Origin of the sequence: Halopseudomonas oceani, assembly GCF_963677335.1 — a bacterium.
Taxonomy (GTDB): Bacteria; Pseudomonadota; Gammaproteobacteria; order Pseudomonadales; family Pseudomonadaceae; genus Halopseudomonas; species Halopseudomonas oceani.
Genome location: NZ_OY781932.1, coordinates 1,309,943 through 1,330,751 on the forward strand (window position 1 = coordinate 1,309,943; position 20,809 = coordinate 1,330,751).

Below are 20,809 nucleotides of genomic sequence, written 5' to 3' on the forward strand. Positions count from 1 at the left end.
CTCAGGGCGACCCTGCCGCTCGGTGAGCGGCAGGGTCAGGTGGGGTTACAGGCTGGCAATACGGGCGCGCTGCTCGCTCAGCTGGGTGAGGGCCTGTTCTGCGTCGGCCAGCTTGGCGCGCTCTTTGTCGATCACCGCAGCCGGAGCCTTGTCGACGAAGCCGGCGTTGGACAGCTTGCCGCCAATCCGTTTGACCTCGCCGTCGAGGCGGCCGATTTCCTTGTCCAGACGCGCCAGCTCGGCGGTCTTGTCGATCAGGCCGGCCATCGGCACCAGCACTTCCAGTTCGCCGACCAGTGCGGTCGCGGCCAGCGGCGCTTCTTCATTCTCCGCCAGCACCTGCACGCTGGACAGCTTGGCCAGCTTCTTCAGGAAGGCTTCGTTTTCCGTCAGGCGGCGAATATCTTCGTCGCTGGCCTTGCGCAGCATGACTTCCAGCTCTTTGCCAGGCGCCACGTTCATCTCGCCGCGGATGTTGCGCACACCCAGAATCAGCGATTTCAGCCACTCGGCATCGCCCTCGGCGCCGGCGTCGATGCGGCTGTTGTCCGCTTCCGGCCACGGCTGCAGCATGATGGTCGGGCCGCTCTTGCCTGCCAGCGGCGCGATACGCTGCCAGATTTCCTCAGTGATGAAGGGCATGAACGGATGGGCCAGGCGCAGGGCCGCTTCCAGTACGCGCACCAGGGTGCGACGGGTGCCGCGCTGGCGCTCGGCCGGAGCGTTCTCGTCCCACAGCACCGGCTTGGACAGTTCCAGATACCAGTCGCAGTACTGGTTCCAGATGAACTCGTAGAGCGCGTTGGCGGCCAGGTCGAAGCGGAACTGGTCCAGCTGGCGGGTGACTTCGGCTTCGGTGCGCTGCAGCTGGGAGATGATCCAGCGGTCAGCCAGCGTCAGCTCGACGGTTTCGCCAGCGGCGCCGCAGTCCTTGTCTTCACACTGCATCATCACGTAACGCGCAGCGTTCCAGATCTTGTTGCAGAAGTTGCGGTAGCCTTCGACGCGGCCCATGTCGAACTTGATGTCGCGGCCGGTGGAGGCCAGCGAGCAGTTGGTGAAGCGCAGCGCGTCGGTACCGTAGGCGGCGATACCGTCCGGGAATTCAGCGCGGGTCTGCTTTTCGATCTTGGCCGCCAGCTTGGGCTGCATCATGCCGCTGGTGCGTTTCTTGACCAGTGATTCGAGGTCGATGCCATCGATGATGTCCAGCGGGTCGAGCACGTTGCCCTTGGACTTGGACATCTTCTGGCCCTGACCGTCGCGCACCAGACCGTGCACGTAGACGGTCTTGAACGGGATCTGCGCCGTGCCGTCGTCATGCTTCATCAGGTGCATGGTCAGCATGATCATGCGGGCCACCCAGAAGAAGATGATGTCGAAACCGGTCACCAGTACGTCGGTCGGGTGGAAGGTTTTCAGTGCTTCTGTCTGTTCCGGCCAGCCGAGGGTGGAGAAGGTCCACAGGCCGGAGCTGAACCAGGTGTCGAGCACGTCTTCATCCTGACGCAGCAAGCCCAGACCGCAGGCCGAGGCGGCACTCTTGAGTTCCTCCAGGGTCGGCAGCTCGGCTTCCGCTTCACGGTCGTTGGCTTCCAGCGCCTTGCGATAGGCTTCCTCTTCGTCACGTCCAACGTAGACGTTGCCAGCGGCGTCGTACCAGGCCGGGATGCGGTGGCCCCACCACAGCTGACGGGAGATGCACCAGTCCTGAATGTCACGCATCCAGCTGAAGTACATGTTCTCGTATTGCTTGGGCACAAACTGGATGCGGCCGTCTTCGACGGCGGCAATCGCCGGCTCGGCCAGCGGCTTGGTGGAGACGTACCACTGGTCGGTCAGCCACGGCTCGATGACCACGCCGGAGCGGTCGCCTTTGGGCACCTTGAGGGCGTGCGGCTCGATCTTCTCGAGCAGGCCAAGGGCATCGAAGTCCTCGACGATCTTCTTGCGCGCCTCGAAGCGGTCCATGCCGGCGTAGGCCTCGGGCAGGGTGGCGTCGATCTCGTTGTTGACGCTGCCGTCGATGTTGAACACCTGGGCGCGGGCTAGTACGGCGGCGTTTTGGTCGAGGACGTTGATCAGCGGCAGGCTGTGGCGCTTGCCGACTTCGTAGTCGTTGAAGTCGTGGGCGGGGGTCATCTTCACGCAGCCGGTGCCGAACTCCGGGTCGCAGTAGTCGTCGGCGATGATCGGGATGCGGCGGCCCACCAGAGGCAGCTCGACGAACTTGCCGATCAGCGCCTGATAGCGTTCGTCTTCCGGGTTAACCGCAACGGCGCTGTCACCCAGCATGGTTTCCGGGCGCGTGGTGGCGACGATCAGGTAGGTCTTGCCATCAGCGGTGGTAGCACCGTCAGCCAGCGGGTAGCGCAGGTTCCACAGTGAGCCCTGCTCGTCGTGGTTTTCCACTTCCAGATCGGAAATCGCGGTGTGCAGTTTCGGATCCCAGTTGACCAGACGTTTGCCGCGGTAGATCAGACCGTCTTCATGCAGGCGCACGAAGGCTTCCTTGACCGCCTCGGACAGGCCGTCGTCCATGGTGAAGCGCTCGCGGCTCCAGTCGACCGAACTGCCCAGTCGGCGAATCTGGCGAGTAATGTTTCCGCCGGACTCTTCTTTCCACTCCCAGACCTTTTCAAGGAACTTCTCGCGGCCCAGATCGTGGCGGTTGACGCCCTGTGCGGCCAGCTGGCGCTCGACCACCATCTGGGTGGCGATACCGGCGTGGTCGGTGCCCGGTTGCCACAGGGTGTTGCGGCCTTGCATGCGGCGGAAGCGGATCAGCGCATCCATGATCGCGTTGTTGAAGCCGTGGCCCATGTGCAGGCTGCCGGTCACGTTTGGCGGCGGCAGGGCAATGGTGTAGGACTCGCCCGAGCCCTGGGGGGCAAAGTAGTTGTTCTGCTCCCAGGTCTGGTACCAGGAAGTTTCGATGGCGTGGGGCTGGTAAGTCTTGTCCATGGGTGTCGTGGCTATCCGGCTGTTCAGGAGTGGCAGGCGCTGGAGACGCGGCAGGCGTCGAGCGCGCAGGAAAAGCCGCCATTATAGCGGGCTGAGGCGATCAAGGCCCAGCCCGTCGGGCGCGTGAAGCGAGGAATAATTACCAGTGAGCGGCTAACTGCGGCTCTGACGCGGAAATCAGCGGCTTACTTGAGCTGCTCGCGGATGATCTGTTGCAGTCGGCCCTGCATGCGTTTGCGCAGTTCTGCCTCGATGGTTGGGATCAGATCGTCGATCACTTCCTGCAGCAGTAGTTGGGCTTCGGACTGCAGCCGGGCTTCCAGTCGCATCTCACGGGCACTGCTGGTGGCGGGCACTGGTTGGCTTGGCGTCGGCTGGGTCAGCAACTGGTCTAGCTGCATACGTTCTTCAGCCAGCCGGGCCAGCGAGGCATAGGGCAGGAATGGGTTATGCGATTTGCTTAGCGGTGCCTGGGGGGTTGGCTGTTCGGTGGAGTCGAGCGCGCTCAACGGTGCTTCATTCGGGTTGATGATCACGTCCTGCAGCAGCGGGATGTCCAGTTGGCCATCAGCCGCCTGGTCTCCTGATGGTGCTTCCGGGTGCTCATCCAGCAGCGTACGGATGGACTCCAGATCTTCCAGCAGCCGTGATGGCTCCGAGGGATCGCGCTGCTTCATCATTCATCCTGCTGTGCGAATGGGGTGTGAATTCAGAGGATAGCCCCGTTCACGGTACAAACGGAAGCGGTCCCGCGCCGGTAGCCGCACCGGGTCGTGTTCGATGACGATCTCAGCCATACGCTGGAAGCGGCTGAAGAACGCTGGCGGTTGGTCCGAGAGGTTGATCAGCAGATCGTTGTAGCTGCCGGGTTGGTCGGCCCAGCCACAGGCGACTGGCTCTTCCGGGCCTTCGCCCAGCACCACATGGGGCACAAAAGCCTCGCGTCGGAATGACCAGAGCAGGTCGTCGACCTGACGGGTAATGGCCTCGTCCGGGCAGTGCAGATACACCCGGTGGCCCTTGTGCCAGGCCTTTTGAGCCAGGCGGCAAGCGTATGCCAGCCGGGTGTCCGGCTGATCGCTGGATAGCAGGTAGAAGTCGATGCGGGTCATAACGGTAGCTTCAAGCCTTAAGCGGCAAGCTGCAAGCTAAAACCACAACACCAGGTCGGCTTGAGGCTTGTCGCTTGCAGTTTGCGACTGCTTTATCAGGCGCCAGCCTGAGAAAGCAGATATTGCATCAACAGCGGAACCGGCCGGCCGGTGGCGCCTTTGTCCTTGCCGCCGCTGATCCAGGCGGTGCCGGCAATATCCAGGTGCGCCCACGGGTAGGCCTTGGCGTAGCGCGACAGGAAACAACCGGCGGTGATGGTGCCGGCCTTCGGGCCGCCGATGTTGGCCATGTCGGCAAACGGGCTGTCGAGCTGCTCCTGGTATTCCTCAAACAGCGGCAATTGCCAGGCGCGGTCGCCCGCGCGGGTGCCGGCATCCAGCAACTGAGCGATCAGCTCGTCGTTGTTGCCCATCAGGCCGGAGGCGTTGCTGCCAAGGGCGACGATGCAGGCACCGGTCAGGGTGGCGATGTCGACTACGCTGGCGGGCTTGAAGCGTTCGGCGTAGGTCAGTGCGTCGCACAGCACCAGACGGCCTTCGGCGTCGGTGTTGAGAATCTCGATGGTCTGGCCGGACATGCTGGTGACGATGTCGCCGGGGCGTGTCGCGGTGCCGCTCGGCATGTTCTCGGCCGAGGCAATCAGGCCAACCAGATTGATCGGCAGCTGCAGGCTGGCGACCGCCTTGACCACGCCGAGTACGGTTGCCGCGCCGCACATGTCGTATTTCATTTCGTCCATGGTCGCGGCTGGCTTGATGCTGATGCCGCCGGTGTCGAAGGTGATGCCCTTGCCGACCAGAACGTGTGGCTTGTCCTTGGCCTTGCCGCCGTTGTAGCTGATGCGGATCAGTTTGGCCGGTTCGGCACTCCCGGCGCTGACTGCCAGCAGGGCGCCCATGCCGAGGGCTTTCATGGCTTTCTCGTCGAGCACTTCGACTTCGAGCCCCTTGTGCGCCTTCGCCAGCGCCTTGGCCTGGTTGGCCAGGTAGGTGGGAGTGCAGACGTTGCCCGGCAGGTTGCCCAGGTCGCGGGTCAATGACATGCCGTCACTGATGGCAGTACCTTCGGCAATGGCTTGCTTGAGCGCGTCGGCATCGGCCTTGTCGGCTGCCCACAGGCTGAGCTTTTTCAGCTTCGGCTTATCGGCCTTCTTACTCTTGAATTGGTCAAAGCCGTAGAGGTTGTCGTAGCAGGCTTCGACCAGCAGGCGGGTTTGCTCGGCGGTGGTGCGGTTCTTCACGCCGCTGGCGTTGAGCGCAAACACGGCGTCGGTCGCCGGCCCGGCCTTGACTGCTGTCAGGGCCTGTTGCACCAGCTTGCGCCAGGCGCGATCGCTCAGTGCTTCTTCCTTGCCGCTGCCGAGCAGCAGCACGCGCTGGGCGGCGACGCCGGGGAGGGCAAACAGCATCAGGCTGCTGCCGCTCTTGCCGCTGAGGTCACCATTCTTCAGCGCGGCACTCAATTGCCCGCCGCAGACCTTGTCCAGATCAGCGGCCGGGCCGCTCAGGGTCTTGCCTTCGTTGACCGCGACAACCAGACAGCCGCATTTGATGGTTTCCAGTGCGCCGTGCTTTACGTTGAACTCCATGGTACTCCCCAAGACAAATCGAGATGATTGGCTGATAATACGGGCAAATTCCCGTGGGTGTCTGTCGGGCTGCTGCTGGCAGACATGTCAGTCCTGCATTCTGGCCTATTCGTGCAGCCCCTTAAAGACCCCGGAGCCAAGGACCTTATCCGTGATTGTTTTTCGTTATCTGAGTCGCGAGGTGCTGCTGACCCTGACGGCGGTGAGCGGTGTACTGCTACTGATTATCGTCAGTGGGCGCTTCATCAAGTATCTGGCGCAGGCCGCCGCCGGTCAGCTCGACGCAGCGGTGCTGTTCTCCATCATGGCCTATCGGATGCCCGGCTTTCTGGTGCTGATCCTGCCGCTTGGGCTGTTCCTCGGCATCCTGCTGGCATACGGGCGATTGTATCTCGACAGCGAGATGACGGTGCTCTCGGCGACCGGGATGAGCGACCGCAAGCTGCTGGCCTATACCCAGGGACCGGCGCTGCTGGTTGCGCTGCTGGTCGCGTTGCTGAGTTTTTGGGGCGCTCCGGCCGGGGTGCTGAAAACCCAACAGTTGCTCAATCAGCAGGATGCTCTGACCGAATTCGACACACTCTCTGCCGGCCGTTTCCAAGCGCTCGGCAGCGGCCAGCGGGTAACCTACGCGGGCGGGTTGTCGGATGACCGTACCGAATTGCAGGACGTTTTCATCACCGAGCGCCGCGGCCAGGGCGAAGACGCGGTACTGGGGGTGCTGGTGGCCGAGTCCGGTACCCAGGAGCTGAATCCGGATGGCAGTCGCTATCTGGTGCTGAAAAACGGTTTCCGTTACGAAGGTCAGCCCGGTGCGGCCAATTTTCGCAGTATTTCCTATGACACCTACGGTGTGTTGCTGCCCAAGCCGGAAGTGCAGACCGAAGTCAGTGATCGCGAAGCGATGAGCACGACTCAACTGCTGAGCGAAGACGGGCTTGATGAGCGTGCCGAGTTGCAGTGGCGCATTGCTATTCCGCTGCTGGTGCCGATTGTGGCTTTCTTCGCTGTGCCGCTGGCGCGGGTAAATCCGCGCCAGGGACGATTCCTTAAGCTGCTACCGGCGATTCTGCTGTATATGGCCTATCTGGCGTTGCTGATCAGTGCTCGCGGCTGGATCGAGTCGGGCAAGCTGTCGCCGCAGATCGGTCTGTGGTGGGTGCATGGTTTGTTCCTGCTGATAGGGCTGGGATTCAACTGGCGGGCGTTGACTGCGCCCAGCCGTGCCCAGGGAGGTGCGCATGCGGCGGCTTGATCGACATATCGGCAGTGCGGTACTGCTGAGCATCCTGGTAGTGCTGGCTGTGATTCTCGGGCTGGATCTGCTGTTTGCCTACATCAACGAACTGGACGAACTCAAGGGTGGCTATGGCGCGGCCCAGGCCCTGAGCTATACGCTGCTGTCGTTGCCACGCCGGGTGCATGACCTGCTGCCGCTGGCCGCGCTGGTCGGCTGTCTGGTCGGGTTGGGTACACTGGCGAGCAACTCCGAGCTGACCATCATGCGCGCCGCTGGCGTGTCCATCGCGCGCATTACCTTTTCGGTCATGAAGCCGTTGCTGGTATTGATGCTGCTGGGTGTGCTGGTGGGCGAGTATGTTGCGCCCTACAGCGAGAACATGGCCGCCAGCCGCAAGGCAATCGCGGTGGGCAGTAACGAAGCGCTCAAGTCCAAGGGGCTCTGGCACCGTGAGGGCAATGATTTTTTGCACATCAACGCGGTCCAGCCCAATGGCGTTCTGTACGGCGTTACCCGCTATCGCTTTGACGACCAGCGCCGCCTGCTGGATGCCAGTTTTGCCAGTCGCGCCTCGGTACAGGAAGATGACTGGTTGATGGAAGACGTTCGCTCCACCCACTTTGCCGAATCGGGTGAGAGTACCGTGACGGTTAATCTGCAGGAGCGCTGGAGCATTCATCTGTCACCTGAGTTGCTCAAGGTGGTGGTGCTGGACGCCGACGCTCTGCCGCTTACCGGGATCTGGCATTACCAGAAGTATCTGGCCGACCAAGGGCTGGACAATCAGCCCTACTGGCTGGCGTTTTGGAAGAAGCTGTTCCAGCCGCTGGCAACCGCTGCGCTGGTTTTTGTGGCGGTGTCTTTCGTCTTTGGTCCGTTGCGCTCTGTGACTATGGGCCAGCGCTTGTTTACCGGGGTGTTGGTGGGCTTTGTTTTCCAGATTGGTCAGGACCTGCTGGGGCCATCCAGTCTGGTGTTCGGCTTTTCGCCGTTGATCGCTGTACTACTGCCGATCCTGGTGCTGGTGCTGTTGGGGAGCTATCTGTTGCGCAGGGCCGGGTGACGCTGGCCCTTTGACGCAATTGGGGGATGACCACCAGCTGTGGCTCAGGCATGCTTGGGCCGAAGCAGTTGTCCCGACAGGTAAGCAGGGTTGCTCCGTCCAATGCTCAAGGAAACACCTCCATCCAGTGTGCTGTCCGCCGGACTGGCGATTGCACTGTTGTTGTTTCTTCTCGCCATTCATGTCGCCTCAAGCCAGCCCGGGCTGGGCTTTTCTGTTGGATCTGCGGCCAGCGGCGTGGCTGTCCGCTCGGTTGATGAGCGAAGCCTGCTGGCACAGCAGATAACACCGGGAGATCTTGTGCTGGCCCTGCGTAGCAGTGCAGGACTGATGGCGCTGGAAGGCTGGGACGCCGTTGCCGAGCCCGACGATGCTGTCGAGTATGCGACCTACAACCGTTTCTTTCAGCGCCATGAAGCCCTCTGGCAGATCATTCACGGTGAAGGGCTTGAGGTGCTGGTACAGCCGTATGTGCTCAAGGGGCAGCCACCGCCACCGCGCTGGCTTGCGCTGACACCCGCACCGCTGCGCGGTATTGGCGCGCTACCGCTGTCGTTCTGGTATCAGATGGCTTGCGCCCTCGCCGTGCTGCTGATGGGCGTTGCCGCCTGGGCTTTCGTCAACACCGAACGCGGGCCTCAACTCTACGCCATGGCAGGTCTGGTGGTTGCTGTGGCGATGACGGCTAGCGCGATCTACACCAGCCGTGAACTCACGCTCGCGCCGGACTGGTTCCTGCTGCTATCGAGGCTTAATCAAGCCGGTGCCATGCTGTTCGCGGGTATGGGAACCACGCTGTTCTGGTACTACCCGGTCAGGCTGGGGCGGCTGGCATTCGAGTACCTGATGCTGCCGCTGGTGCTGCTGACCCTGATCGGAAACTGGCTTCAGTGGTGGCCGAACCTGGATCTGGCGGCCCGTTATCCGCTGCTAGTCTGGTTGATAGTCGACTTCGTTTTTGCCTTTCTGCAATGGCAGCGGACCCGGTTTGAGCCGGTTGAGCGGGCGCGCCTGAAATGGATGCTGGTGGCCTGGTTTACCGGCGCAGTGGGATACCTTGGTGCAGTGATTGCGCCACAGGTAATGGGTTTCCTGCCACTCATACCTCAGCAGTATGCCTGGGGGCTGTTTGTTGTCAGCTACCTGGGCATTGCGCTGGGTATTGTCCGCTACCGCTTGTTTGATCTGGACCGCTGGATACTGATGGCGTGGTTCTGGTTTGCCTTCGGGATCGTGTTTGTCGCGATTGACGCCAGTCTGGTGCTGCTGCTGGATCTGCAGACCAGCATCGGCGTTTTGATGTCGCTGGCGCTGGTCGGCTGGGTTTACCTGCCGCTGCGCAACAGCATGATGAACTGGCTGTCACCCCGTGATGCACCCGAGACGCTGCACAAGCGTTTACCGGCGATCCTGCAGCAGGCGTTCGAGTACCAGCGGCCGGTTGCCGAGCAATGGGGGCAGGCGCTGCAGGATATCTACCATCCACTGAGCTGCGAGTCGTCGAGCGAACGGATAGATACGCCACAATTGCGTGACAACGGGTTGCGCATGGCGGTGCCTGCGGTAGCTTCGCAGGGAAGCTATTTGCTCAGTTATGCCGCTGGCGGCCGACGCCTGTTCAACCCGCGTGATCTGCAGTTCAGTGTACAAGCCCTGACCCTGTTTCGTTATGCGCGCGACTATCACCAGTCCTTCCAGAATGGCGTGATCAGTGAACGTCGGCGAGTAGCGCGTGACCTGCACGATGATGTGGGGGCGCGCCTGCTGTCAGTGGTCTATCGCGCCCAGGGCGATGAGCGGTTGCAGCGTCTGGCCCGAGAGTGCCTCGGTGAGCTGCGTGAGGTCATTCAGGGGCTGCAGAAAAGCGAGGTGCCGCTGCTGCAGAGCTATTCACGCTGGCACGCCGAAGCGCGTGAGCGCTGCACATTGTTCGGCGTGGAACTAAGCATGGAGCTGGCCCCGGATATCGGCAGCTACCTGCTGAGTCCGCGCTTGGAGCGTAACCTGTCGCGCGTGCTGCGCGAGTGCCTGTCGAACAGCTTTCGGCATGCCGGGGCAACGTCAATCACGGTCAGCTTAAGGATGACAGCGGGGCGGTTGGCATTGGAGTACGCCGATAACGGCCGTGGACTGGCGGCTGCTGTACTGGACGGGCTGGATGGCCTGGGGCTGGCGGGTATCCGCCAGCGCTGTGAGGAGCTGGGCGGAGAGGTGGCGCTCTGGTCGCCACTGCAGGGTGGCTTGGCTGTGCACTGTGAGGTCCCGATGGGAGGGGGCGGGCGAACATGAACAGAGTCATGATTCTGGAAGATTTGCGTGACGCGCAGGTGTGGTTGAGCGAGGCGGTCAGACTGGCCTGGCCAGAGGCAGGCATTCAGCTGTATGCCCGGCTGGATTCGGCACTGGCAGCTCTTGAGCAGGAAGAGCCGGCGCTGTGTCTGGTCGATCTGCAGCTGCCGGATGGATCTGGGGTCGACTTCATTGCGGGCTGCCGGCAACGCTATCCAGCGGCGCAGTTGGTGGTCGCCACCATGTACGATGATGACATGCACCTGTTTCCGGCGCTGCAGGCGGGAGCTAATGGCTACTTGCTCAAGGAAGACTCTCAGCAGCAGATTGCGCTTGCACTGCAGGGAATCGTACGCGGAATTCCGCCGCTGTCACCGCAAATTGCCCAGCGCATGCTGGGGTATTTTCAGCAACTGCCCAGCGGTGCGGCCGCCGAAACAGCGCGGCGTGATCCGGCCGACGAGGAGGCGGCTGATTGTCTCAGCGCCCGTGAGCGCGAGTTTCTGCTGGTCATCGGTAATGGATACAAGACGGCGGAGGCGGCCGATATGCTGGGTGTGAGTTATCACACCGCCGCCAAGCACATCAAAAACATTTACGCCAAGCTCGGAATCAGCAGCCGTGCCCAAGCGGTGCAGGAAGCCATTCGGATGGGGTTGCTTAATTGAAGGGTGCCGCCGGGCGCAAGGCCCGGCGGCATCTGCTTACTGGTCGCAGTTGGTGCAGACACCAATCATTACGCCCAGCATGCTGGCGTCAACCGAACCGGTGAGCTGCACATCGTAGCCAAGGATGATCAGCTGGCCACCTTCCTGTACCCAGCCGTCGGCGCTGAACAGGGTGGTATCGCTACCAGTGTTCACGCTGGTATTGAGTGACAGCCCACCGCTGTTGGCGTCCAGCTCAATATCCTCAGCGCTGAACTCAAAGCGCACCTGGTCGTTTAGTGAGGCGTTGCCAAAGCCGTTGCCGTCGATGCTCTGCCACATCCAGGCGGTCGACAGGCTGGCCTGACCCTGACCGTCGAAGCTCAGGTAGCCTGCGTTCAGTCGGTGTGGTTCGACCACGGCGCCGTACTCGCTCAACAGCCCTACTGCGACCATACGGTACTGGCGGTTGCTGAGATCGGCGTTCTGTGCCGTCTTAACGGCCATCACATACTGGCGCAGGCCGTTGTCGGTCTGCAGGTGTGTTTCCTGCTGACCCAGCAGCGTCTGCCGGTCCATCGGTTCTTCGAGGCTGGTAACCAGCGTCAGCCCATCTGGCGACAACCAGCCGGTCAACCCCAGGTCGACGTCTAGCGCGCCGTCACTCCCCAGCTCAACCGGGTTGCTGCCGGAGTCCAGGCAGTCGGCAGTGTGCTCGATATCAGATTCGCTGCTAAGGGTGTCGAGTTCGAGCTCCATCCAGCGCAGCGCCTTTTCGCAGTAAGCGACGCCGGTCGCGTTGTTGAACTGCAGCTCGGTAGTGTAGACCTCAAGGTCCAGAGCGTGGCCTCCCCCGGCGGTCAGCAGCTCAACCGAGCCATAATGTCCATCCAGTGGCGGGGTGCTGGTCGATTTCTTGATCAACAGGCCAATGTCGCCGTTGAACACCTGAAGCAATTGTACGTTCCCGGCGTCTCGGACGTCTCGGGTGAAAAAGCCGGTGCTGACCAGCGTGTTGAATGGTGCGTTGGCCGAGCCGGCGGCGGTGGTGCGGCTGCCAGCCTGATATTCCCGGTCTGTGCAGGCGGCGTTGACGGTCTCACAGGTCAGCACGTTGTCACTGCCTTTCTCGTAAGGGCCGAAATCTTCGCTTTCCGGGAAAGTGAAACCTCTGCTGTCGACCGGGAAGCTGCCGCCGCTGGCCTCGTCGTCGAGTTCAGCGCGGGCGCTGGTTCCGGCGTAGGGGCCGAGCGAACTGATGATTTCGAAGTCAAAGTCGCCGTTGGCAGCAACCCCGTAGCTGCCGGTACCGCTGCTGACACTCAAGGCAATATCGTCGGTGCTGAAGCCGCCAACCAACAGGCCTGAGGCCTGGTCGGAAAAGCCGCCGATGGTGATGGAGGAGCTGTAGTAGTCGCCAGACGCTGCGTTGGTCTGCGCGCTGGTAAGGGGTGGTGCGGCTTTGTCGTCCAGCGCCTGCTCGATGCTGGCGGACAGTTGCTCTCCCACCGCAGCAAGCAGTTGTTCGGTACTGGAACTGGTGTTGATGGCCTGTTCCAGCTGGGCTTGCACCTGCGGGTCTGCGGCCATTTCGATGACGGTGGCGATGATGTCGTCGACTTCTTCCAGCGTCAGTTGGTCGAACTGTGCCACCCGGCTGGCAATCTGCTGGGTGACGAAGGTTGTCAGCGGATTGGCCAGCAAATCGGTGCGGGTGGTCGGGACCTGATAGACGATGTTGCCCGGCAGCGGGACTTCCACGTAGCTATTGAAACGGCTGCTAAAGGGTAGCTCGAGGGTATATGTCCCGCCGCTGCCCTGCGCGGAAAAGTCCTCGCCATTGATCAATTCGCTGGTGGTACCGTCGGCATTGATGGTTAGCACCCGGAAGGTACCCGGGTCCAGCTCATCAAACGTCTGGGCCAGTGCGGGTGTGATGAGAAAGTCTATCAGCGCGGCAGCCAGGCGCTCCTGGGCAGTAACCGGGGTGGCTGTGACGGTGGTGGGTGTGCCGACGCTCAGGTTGAATGTGGTTGTCGCCGCAGTATTTCCGCCGCCATTACCGCCACCACCTCCGCCGCCACAGGCGGTGAGGGTAAGGGCAGATGAGATGGCAACAGCCAGCGGCCAGGTCCTGAATGTATGCATGCAGATAGTCCCTTGATGTGAGTGATCGCAGGCGGGACTGTAGGAGGGGGGCAGGAGCAGTGTCGTACCCAATAATGGGTATTTGCCATCAGCGTACCCAGAACTGGGTACGCATGGGTCAGTCTTTGAAAGTGCCCTTGGGCAGGGTGATCAGGCGGGTGCCGGAGGCGATGTCGTGCCAGCTGCGAGACTCGCGGTCCCATAGTTGCCAGAGAAAGCCGAGCCCAGCGCAAAGCCAGGACAGCTGTGCCACCGCCAGACGGATCAGCGCCTGGCGACCGGTGATCGAGCTGCCGTCTGATTGCTGCAGGCGAATACGCCACGCTTGCATGCCCAGGGACTGCCCCTTCTTGGTCCAGAACCAGCTGTAGAAACCGATGGTGATGGCTATCACGATCAAGGTGAGGATTGGGTCGCCGACGTAGGCGCCCTGTTCGGCCTCGGCGTGAGCCACCGCTTCACCGCTGATCCAGATATGCACGCTGAGATAGATCAGGGTCGCGACCATCAGCGCCGCGAGTAGCAGCAACAGATCGTAGCCAGCGGCGAACAGCCGGCGGAAGAGCCCGGTCGGCGGGAAATCGCCAACCGGCTGTAGTTGTTTGACGGCCATGGCTTAGCTCTGGCGGCGGGTCAATGGGGGGGCGGCGAAGCGAACCTTGCTCAGCCCGCCCTGCATCAGCGCCCGGATGTTGCCATGGTCGCTCCCCTCTGGTGTCTGCACGACCGAGCGGTAGTGCTCGGCAAAGCACTGCAATGCCTGCTCATCGCTCAGTCCCTGGTCCAGTGCCATTGCCAGCACCTTGCAGGAGCCCTGATTCTGTTCAGCGCTGTTATGCACCGGGCCGTTGTCAAAGGCGGTGGGCTGGTGGTCATAGTTCGCGTCGATAAAGGCCAGTGTCTCGGCGAACTGGTGCTCTGGGTTGCCCAGGCGGGCAATGAACTGCTCGGGGGTCATGCTTTGTCCTGTTTCTGCGCCTTGTCGAAGGCGGCTTTTTGTTCCGGGCTGGCTTCGGTCTGGTATTTTGCCTTCCACTCGGCGTAAGGCATGCCGTAGACCGCTTCGCGCGCTTCATCCATGCTCACCTCGATGTCCATGTCATCAGCCGCCGCCTTGTACCATTTTGACAGGCAGTTGCGACAAAAGCCGGCGAGGGTCATCAGGTCGATGTTCTGCACGTCCTTACGGTTGCGCAGATGGCTGACGAGGTTGCGGAAGGCGGCAGCTTCCAGTTCGAGACGCTCCTGCTTGGTCATGATCGGGTTTCCTTCATGCTGCGATGGCGGGGCATGGCGCGTCGATACGGCGCACCGACTCTGAGCGCAAGGATAATTGGCTACCGGGTATTGTCAATCAGCCTCAGTCACGCGCGGCGCTGAGGGTGATCGATACCGACTCGGCAAACCGCAGTGCATGTGGCTTGTCGACTTCCACTTCGGCATAGCGGACCTGCTCGTGCTGCATGACGATGTCGAGCAGCTCCTGAGTTAGCCGTTCCAGCAGCGCGAAGCGGTTTTCTTCAACATGCTGAATGAGTGCCTTGGTGATAGTGCGGTAATTCAGCGCCTGCTCTATCTGGTTGACGCTGACCGCGTCGGCGGCCGGATAGAGAATGGTGGCGTTGATCAGAATATCCTGCCGGTTGAGGATTTCCTCTTCCTTGATACCGATATAGGTGCGCAGGCGCAGATCTTTGATGCGGATGCGGGCCAGGCCCGGTGGCAGTTGGTTCATGGTCAGTTACCCCGGCTGATCAGTTGCAGGAATTCCTGGCGGGTGTTGACCGATTCACGGAAGGCACCGAGCATCACCGAACTGTGCATTGAGGAGTTCTGCTTCTCGACGCCGCGCATCATCATGCACATGTGTTTAGCCTCGATGACGACAGCAACGCCCCTGGCATTGGTAACCTGCTGAATGGCCTCGGCGATCTGGCGGGTCAGGTTCTCCTGAATCTGCAGTCGACGGGCGAACATGTCGACAATGCGCGCGACCTTGGAGAGGCCGATCACCTTGCCGGTCGGTATGTAGGCGACATGCGCCTTGCCGATAAACGGCAGCATGTGGTGCTCACACAGTGAGTACAGCTCGATGTCCTTGACGATCACCATTTCATCGTTGTCGGAGTCGAACAGTGCGCCGTTGACGATTTCGTCCAGTGACTGGTTATAGCCGTGGCAGAGGAACTGCATGGCCTTGGCAGCGCGTTCCGGCGTGCCCTTGAGGCCATCACGGTCCGGCTGTTCTCCCAGGTTGGTGAGGACGTCGAGGTAGTTTTTCGTCAGTTTTTCCAGGCTCATGGCGTTGTCTCGTCGGCTTACTTGAGATGCCGGCCGCCGTTCAGGGGCAGGCAGCTTCCGGTTATATAGGGGTTATCCATCAGAAAGCGGATGGACTGGTAGACGACATCCGGTCCGGGCTCGATGCCCATTGCCGACTTGGCCAGCGCCCGGGCGCGGTAGTCGGCATCGTCCTCTGGGTTGAACATGATCAGCGCCGGTGTGATGGCATTGACCTTGACTGCGGGCGCCAGACTGGCGGCAAAGGAGCGTGTCAGTCCTTCAAGGCCGGTTTTGGTGGCGCAGTAGCCGATATGGCGCGCGCTGCCCTTGCGGGTGACATCATCGCCAAGATGGATGATGTCAGCGGGGGCGCCGGCTACGAAGAGTGTGCTGCATTGCAGGTTGATCAGATAAGGCGCCTGCATATGCACCATGAACATTTGCTGCAGGGCGTCGGCACTGGCACTGTCATCCATCCAGAGTGAGGCGTTGTGGATGATGGCACGCAGGCGCGGCGCGCGGGCGCGCAACTGGTCGATGAACTGCTGAATACCGGCCGTGCTGGAAAAGTCTGCCAGCATCGCTTCAATGCCGGCTGGCAGCGGTTGCTCTTCCCACTCAGGGCGCAAACGACGGCAGGTAATCAACACCCGATAACCGTCAGCGGCAAGGCGGCGGGCGCAATGCAGCCCGACACGTTGGGCACCGCCGGTAATGACAATGGTATCGGGAGCGGCCGATGTGCTCGGCATACTCGTCTGCATGAAGTTCGAATTCCTTGGTCCGCAGTGCGGATGCTGCGTCTTTGCACAGGTTTCGGCGGGCATGTTAACACGCTGGCAGACGTTGGTCGGACAACTTCATGTAACAGGGCAGTACCAAACGCCTGATCATGTACAATGTCCGTACAAGTTGCCCGGTTGGGCTTCGGTTCGCTACGGACATGATGCGATGAATGAAGCAGCTGACGGCGAGCAGTCTATCGCCCTTGAGACTCTTTACCCGATCCGCGAAGTCTCGCGGTTGACGGGTGTTAACCCCATTACCCTGCGGGCGTGGGAGCGACGCTATGGCCTGCTGGTACCGCATCGCACCGATAGCGGTCACCGGCTTTATTCCCAGCGAGATATTGAGCGGGTCCGCACGATTACCAACTGGATCGCCAAGGGCGTTGCGGTCAGTAAGGTGGCATCGATCATTGATCGGGGTGGTCTGGACGCGCCGCGTCCGGCAGCCACCCCGGAAGTGCCGACGGTGCTGGACCAGTGGCAGAGCAGTCTGGAGGACGCGCTGGGCGCGTTCGACCTGACGCTGCTGGAGCGCCGCTATGAGCAGCTATTGGCGGTAATGCCACTGGCTTCGGCCCTCACTGGCGTGCTGCTGCCGGTGTTGCGGCGCCAGCGTCGCGGTACGTCCGAGTCGTTGCTGCTCGACGGCGTGTTGCGCGGTCGGCTGCTGCAGCGTTGTGCCCATCGGGAGGAGGGGCGGCCGTCGGTCCTGCTGGTCAATCTGCAGGGCGCCGAGAGTGAGGTCGAAGCGTTGGCTACCGCCGCGCTGATCGCTGACGCTCAGGTCAATCTGGGGTTCCTTCCTGCACTGCCGGAGCTGCCAAGCTTGCTGCTTGCGGCTGAACAGTCTGGCTGCAAGCTACTAGTGATGTTCAGCGAAGGGCCGTTGGAAACTGCTTTTCTGCAGCGTCAGTTGAGCGCTTTGAACCAGCATCTGGAATGTGAGCTTGCGGTAGCGGGTGGCTGTTGTGCGCTGCAGACTGATGCGCTGGCTGCGGCAGGAGTGCATTGCATGGGTGGGTTGGGGCAGGAATTGTGCGCCAGCACCCGGTTGCTGCTGGCCGGACAGTTCGACAGCTGAGATCGCTCAGCTGTCTGCGCGCAGTGCGTCGAGTTGTGCTTGCAGTGCGTCGGCCCGCTGCTCTGCCTCGACCCGTGCGGTCACGTCTTTCTGAATGCCGATGAAGTAGGTCAGTTGGTCGGCGTCGTTCAGCACCGGGGTAACAGACAACTCATTCCAGAACAGGCTACCGTCCTTGCGGTAGTTACGCAGCGTGACGCGACATGGGCGCCCGTCGCGAATGGCTTCGCGCAGATCCTGAAGTGCCTGCTGATCACGGTCATCACCCTGCAGAAAGCGGCAGTCCTGATAGAGAATCTCATCGGCACTGTAGCCGGTGAGCGCCTCAAAGGCCGGATTCACGTAGATGAGGATGTTGTCGTCACCTTCCTGCTCTGCGACGACAATGCCGTCGTTGGAAGCGTTGACGACCAGCTGCAGCAGCTTCGCGTTGATCATGCGTTATCTATCCGGGTTGCGTGTCGGCCCATTCTATCGCAAGGCCCCGGGGTGTCCAGCAGGCAGTGCGTACCGGCAGTTCCTTTGTGCTTGAGGCATAATGCCGCCTCGTGATTATTTCGGGAGAACAGAATTCATGCATCTGGTGATCATCAGCGGTTCGGTATTCGGGACCGCGAATCTGGTAGCGGACGAAGCACAGACCCTGCTGAGCAATGCCGGTGTGCAAGTCAGTCGCTTGCAGCCGTTGTCGTTGGATGCCTTGCTGGCGCTGGCACCGGATGTACTGCTGGTCTGCACCTCAACCACCGGTATGGGTGAGCTGCCTGACACCCTGGTGCCTCTGTTTCACGAGATGCGGGATCGCTTCCCGCTGCTGACCGGCAAACCGTTCGGCGTGATCGCGCTCGGAGACTCGGCCTACGGCGATACCTTCTGCCTGGCGGGCGAACAGTTTCGTGAGCTGCTGCTGGAGCTGCAGGCCAGCGAGGCGCTGCCCATGCTGCGGCTGGATGCCAGCGAAACCGTTACCCCGGAAACCGATGCCGAACCCTGGCTGCAGGAACTGGTCGGTCTTTTGCAGGACTGAGGGTCAGTCCTCGCTGGGCAAAGGAGCGCCGCTGGCCAACTGCGTCAGCGCGTCCTCTTCCAGCAGGATGATCTGACCGTACTGGATCTTTAGCCAGCCAAGACTTTCCAGGCGCTTGAGTAGTTTGTTGATGCTCTGTCTTGAGCTGTTGAGCATCTGGCCGAGTGACTCCTGTGACAGCTGCACGCAGGGCCGTCGCCCTTCGTCATCCGTCTGGCCATAGTTGTGCGCGTGCATCAGCAGCCGTTTGGCCAGCCGTGAGGACAGTGGCAGTAGCGCGCTGTCTTCAAGCATTGCAAAGGAGATGCGGATGCGCCGGCAGAGGATGCGCATGAACATCGGGTAGAGCTCCGGGCGCCGTTCCAGCATTTGATGAAAGGCCGGGCGAGGAATCATGAGCAGCTCGGTCGGGCCGCTGGCGACGGTGTCGTGGGAGCGCGGCAGGCCATCGAACAGCGAGATTTCACCGAACCAGCTGCCGGGGCTGAGAATGGCCAAAATTGCTTCACGACCGTCCTGACCGATATTGCTGATGCGGGCGCTGCCGCTGATTACGCCATAGAGCCCATCGGGCTGGTCGTCCTTGGCGTAGACAAATTCACCGTCCTGCAAGGTACGTATTCGCGCCAGCGCCAACAGCTCATCCAGCACGTCCTGCGGCAATTCTCCAAACCAGCGATTCTGCTGCAACAGCTTGGCCAGCTGCGGGTTGTTGCCCATCTCGGACACTGTAATGTGTTTGACAGTCCGCTTTGCCGTCACCGTCTAGACTCCACTGATACTGAACGTCCCACAGTATGCCGCACGAGCGCTGGGGATGTCCTGTAGCGTCAGCCGCCTGTACGGGCCCGATTACATTATTCCAACAATAGAGGATTACTCCCCATGAATGCAGTACATGCTCTGTCCGAAATCAGCCTGAAGAACAAGGTTAGTGCCGAAGAGTGGCAGGTCCGTGTCGAGTTGGCCGCATCTTACCGTCTGATCGCCATGTACGGCTGGGACGACCTGGTCTTCACCCACATCTCTGCCAAGATTCCGGGCACTGAGCACTTTCTGATCAACCCCTATGGTCTGATGTTCGAAGAGGTCACCGCGTCCAATCTGGTCAAGATCGACCTGCAGGGCAACAAGGTTGAAGAATCTCCCTATAACGTCAACCCGGCGGGCTTCACTATTCATAGCGCCATTCATGAGGTGCGCCATGATGCCAACTGCGTGATGCATACGCACACCGCCGCCGGGATTGCCGTGTCCGCCCAGAAGGATGGCATTCTGCCGATCTCCCAGCAGTCGATCTTTGTACTCAGCAGCCTGGCCTATCACGACTACGAAGGGGTTGCGCTGAACCATGAAGAGAAGCCGCGCCTGCAGGCCGACCTGGGTCGCGCCAACAACCTGGTGCTGCGCAACCATGGTTTGCTGACCTGCGGCAAATCGGTCGCTGATGCTTTCCTGACCATGTACACCCTGCAGCGCTGCTGTGAAATCCAGGTGCGTGCCCAGGCGCAGAACGCCGAGCTGATTCCGATTCCGCAGTCGGTGCTGGACGGTGCTGCTGCCAGCATGAAGAAGGCCACCAACGGTGCTGGCGCCGGTATTGCCTGGCCGGCGCTGCTGCGCAAGCTGGATCGTGTCAATCCGGGCTATGACGCCTGAGGTGGCTGTTACCGGCATTGCCTTGGACGACTGGCTCGCTCAGAGCCAGGTGTTCGATTATCGAGGGCATCAGATTCGCTGGTGGGAAGCAGGAGCGGGTGAGCCGCTCCTGCTGATTCACGGTTTTCCTACTGGATCATGGGATTGGCACTATCTCTGGCAGGCGCTGGCCGAGCGCTATCGGGTCATTGCGCTGGACATGATCGGTTTTGCCTTCTCCGAAAAACCGCGCAAGTACCGTTACAATTTGCTCGATCAGGCGGATCTTCAGCAGGCGCTGATGCAGCACCTGGGTATTGACCGCTATCACGTGCTGGCGCATGACTACGGCGATAGCGTCGCGCAGGAGTTGTTGGCGCGGCATGAAGCCGGTGATGGTTTTCTGTGTTCGATGTGCTTTCTGAACGGTGGGCTGTTCCCGGAGACCCATCATCCTGTGTTGTTGCAGAAACTGCTGATGAGCCCGATTGGTCCACTTATCGGTAGACGCTACAACCGAGCACGGATGGCGCGGACCTTCGGCAACGTCTTTGGACCGCAGACGCAACCCGATGAGCGCGAGCTCGACGGTTTCTGGCGTCTGATCGAGTTCAATCAGGGGCCGAAGATCATGCATCTGCTGATCCGTTACATGGCGGATCGCCGAGAACATCGTGATCGCTGGGTGCAGGCAATGCAAGCAACCTGCCTGCCGCTGCGGGTCATTGATGGTGCGGTTGACCCGGTTTCCGGTGCGCATATGGTTGAGCGCTATCGGCAACTGATTCCGAACCCGGATACCGTACTGCTGCCAGATATCGGCCATTACCCGCAGGTTGAGGCGCCTGAACGGGTGTTGAAGCACTACCTGGCGTTTCGTCAGCAGCGGGTGGATGTGACCGAAGAAGCAACAACCCCGGCCTGAGCCGGGGTTGTTGTA

General features: G+C 61.1%; 21 protein-coding genes. 8 read left to right on the top strand and 13 right to left on the bottom strand.

Features of this window, described 5'->3' with window-relative positions; genetic code table 11:
• Window positions 1–45: 45 nt before the first annotated feature.
• The 4 genes from ACKPCU_RS06145 to ACKPCU_RS06160 all read right to left on the bottom strand — a co-directional run bounded on the left by ACKPCU_RS06145 (window position 46) and on the right by ACKPCU_RS06160 (window position 5,665).
• Entirely contained in the window at window positions 46–2,964 is a 2,919-nt protein-coding gene (locus ACKPCU_RS06145) for a valine--tRNA ligase (protein WP_321350699.1), read from the bottom strand.
• A 185-nt stretch (window positions 2,965–3,149) separates the two neighbouring features.
• Window positions 3,150–3,641, bottom strand: coding sequence for a hypothetical protein (locus ACKPCU_RS06150; protein ID WP_321350701.1), 492 nt, complete (start codon window positions 3,639–3,641; stop codon window positions 3,150–3,152).
• Between the two features lie 3 nt (window positions 3,642–3,644).
• On the bottom strand, window positions 3,645–4,076 hold the full coding sequence (locus ACKPCU_RS06155; protein WP_321350703.1) for a DNA polymerase III subunit chi: 432 nt from the start codon (window positions 4,074–4,076) through the stop codon (window positions 3,645–3,647).
• A 95-nt stretch (window positions 4,077–4,171) separates the two neighbouring features.
• Window positions 4,172–5,665 carry a leucyl aminopeptidase gene (locus ACKPCU_RS06160; protein ID WP_321350705.1) on the bottom strand — a complete coding sequence of 498 codons (1,494 nt, stop codon included), beginning with the start codon at window positions 5,663–5,665 and terminating at the stop codon, window positions 4,172–4,174.
• 151 nt (window positions 5,666–5,816) lie between these two features.
• On the opposite strand from ACKPCU_RS06160, the gene lptF reads away from it, so the two are divergent.
• The 4 genes from lptF to ACKPCU_RS06180 all read left to right on the top strand — a co-directional run bounded on the left by lptF (window position 5,817) and on the right by ACKPCU_RS06180 (window position 10,925).
• On the top strand, window positions 5,817–6,920 hold the full coding sequence (gene lptF, locus ACKPCU_RS06165) for an LPS export ABC transporter permease LptF (protein WP_104739034.1): 1,104 nt from the start codon (window positions 5,817–5,819) through the stop codon (window positions 6,918–6,920).
• Window positions 6,907–7,968: an LPS export ABC transporter permease LptG gene (gene lptG / locus ACKPCU_RS06170; RefSeq protein ID WP_104739035.1), complete on the top strand. Its 1,062-nt coding sequence runs from the start codon at window positions 6,907–6,909 to the stop codon at window positions 7,966–7,968. The genes lptF and lptG overlap by 14 nt, the downstream gene beginning before the upstream one ends.
• 90 nt (window positions 7,969–8,058) lie before the next feature.
• Complete coding sequence (locus tag ACKPCU_RS06175) at window positions 8,059–10,257, top strand: sensor histidine kinase (RefSeq protein ID WP_321350709.1); 2,199 nt, start codon at window positions 8,059–8,061, stop codon at window positions 10,255–10,257.
• On the top strand, window positions 10,254–10,925 hold the full coding sequence (locus ACKPCU_RS06180) for a response regulator (RefSeq protein ID WP_104739037.1): 672 nt from the start codon (window positions 10,254–10,256) through the stop codon (window positions 10,923–10,925). The genes ACKPCU_RS06175 and ACKPCU_RS06180 overlap by 4 nt, the downstream gene beginning before the upstream one ends.
• Window positions 10,926–10,961: 36 nt before the next feature.
• Here ACKPCU_RS06180 and ACKPCU_RS06185 read toward each other — a convergent pair whose 3' ends face one another.
• The 7 genes from ACKPCU_RS06185 to folM all read right to left on the bottom strand — a co-directional run bounded on the left by ACKPCU_RS06185 (window position 10,962) and on the right by folM (window position 16,099).
• Window positions 10,962–13,052: a hypothetical protein gene (locus ACKPCU_RS06185; RefSeq protein WP_321350712.1), complete on the bottom strand. Its 2,091-nt coding sequence runs from the start codon at window positions 13,050–13,052 to the stop codon at window positions 10,962–10,964.
• Between the two features lie 118 nt (window positions 13,053–13,170).
• Window positions 13,171–13,665, bottom strand: a complete 495-nt coding sequence (locus tag ACKPCU_RS06190) for an RDD family protein (protein WP_104739038.1) — start codon at window positions 13,663–13,665, stop codon at window positions 13,171–13,173.
• Window positions 13,666–13,668: 3 nt separating this feature from the next.
• Window positions 13,669–14,010 (bottom strand): HopJ type III effector protein, encoded by a 342-nt coding sequence (locus tag ACKPCU_RS06195; RefSeq protein WP_321350716.1) that lies wholly within the window; start codon window positions 14,008–14,010, stop codon window positions 13,669–13,671.
• The gene (locus tag ACKPCU_RS06200; protein ID WP_321350718.1) at window positions 14,007–14,309 is read right to left on the bottom strand and encodes a DUF1244 domain-containing protein; all 303 of its coding nucleotides are present in this window, start codon (window positions 14,307–14,309) and stop codon (window positions 14,007–14,009) included. The genes ACKPCU_RS06195 and ACKPCU_RS06200 overlap by 4 nt, the downstream gene beginning before the upstream one ends.
• Window positions 14,310–14,412: 103 nt before the next feature.
• Window positions 14,413–14,787: a dihydroneopterin triphosphate 2'-epimerase gene (gene folX / locus ACKPCU_RS06205; RefSeq protein ID WP_104739041.1), complete on the bottom strand. Its 375-nt coding sequence runs from the start codon at window positions 14,785–14,787 to the stop codon at window positions 14,413–14,415.
• 2 nt (window positions 14,788–14,789) lie between these two features.
• A complete protein-coding gene (gene folE, locus ACKPCU_RS06210) occupies window positions 14,790–15,353 on the bottom strand; it encodes a GTP cyclohydrolase I FolE (RefSeq protein ID WP_321350721.1) in 564 nt (187 codons plus the stop codon).
• Window positions 15,354–15,370: 17 nt separating this feature from the next.
• Window positions 15,371–16,099: a dihydromonapterin reductase gene (folM, locus tag ACKPCU_RS06215; protein ID WP_407651827.1), complete on the bottom strand. Its 729-nt coding sequence runs from the start codon at window positions 16,097–16,099 to the stop codon at window positions 15,371–15,373.
• A gap of 187 nt (window positions 16,100–16,286) precedes the next feature.
• Here folM and ACKPCU_RS06220 point away from each other — a divergent pair, with 187 nt between their 5' ends.
• Window positions 16,287–17,204: a MerR family transcriptional regulator gene (locus ACKPCU_RS06220; protein ID WP_321350723.1), complete on the top strand. Its 918-nt coding sequence runs from the start codon at window positions 16,287–16,289 to the stop codon at window positions 17,202–17,204.
• Between the two features lie 6 nt (window positions 17,205–17,210).
• On the opposite strand, the gene ACKPCU_RS06225 is transcribed toward ACKPCU_RS06220, so the two are convergent.
• On the bottom strand, window positions 17,211–17,642 hold the full coding sequence (locus ACKPCU_RS06225) for a PAS domain-containing protein (RefSeq protein ID WP_104739045.1): 432 nt from the start codon (window positions 17,640–17,642) through the stop codon (window positions 17,211–17,213).
• Window positions 17,643–17,778: 136 nt separating this feature from the next.
• On the opposite strand from ACKPCU_RS06225, the gene ACKPCU_RS06230 reads away from it, so the two are divergent.
• Complete coding sequence (locus ACKPCU_RS06230) at window positions 17,779–18,231, top strand: flavodoxin domain-containing protein (protein ID WP_321350726.1); 453 nt, start codon at window positions 17,779–17,781, stop codon at window positions 18,229–18,231.
• A 3-nt stretch (window positions 18,232–18,234) separates the two neighbouring features.
• Here ACKPCU_RS06230 and ACKPCU_RS06235 read toward each other — a convergent pair whose 3' ends face one another.
• Window positions 18,235–18,951, bottom strand: a complete 717-nt coding sequence (locus tag ACKPCU_RS06235) for a Crp/Fnr family transcriptional regulator (RefSeq protein ID WP_104739047.1) — start codon at window positions 18,949–18,951, stop codon at window positions 18,235–18,237.
• A 165-nt stretch (window positions 18,952–19,116) separates the two neighbouring features.
• On the opposite strand from ACKPCU_RS06235, the gene ACKPCU_RS06240 reads away from it, so the two are divergent.
• Both ACKPCU_RS06240 and ACKPCU_RS06245 read left to right on the top strand, forming a co-directional pair.
• The gene (locus ACKPCU_RS06240) at window positions 19,117–19,890 is read left to right on the top strand and encodes a class II aldolase/adducin family protein (RefSeq protein ID WP_104739048.1); all 774 of its coding nucleotides are present in this window, start codon (window positions 19,117–19,119) and stop codon (window positions 19,888–19,890) included.
• Complete coding sequence (locus ACKPCU_RS06245) at window positions 19,880–20,794, top strand: alpha/beta fold hydrolase (RefSeq protein WP_321351756.1); 915 nt, start codon at window positions 19,880–19,882, stop codon at window positions 20,792–20,794. The genes ACKPCU_RS06240 and ACKPCU_RS06245 overlap by 11 nt, the downstream gene beginning before the upstream one ends.
• The last annotated feature ends 15 nt before the right edge of the window (window positions 20,795–20,809 follow it).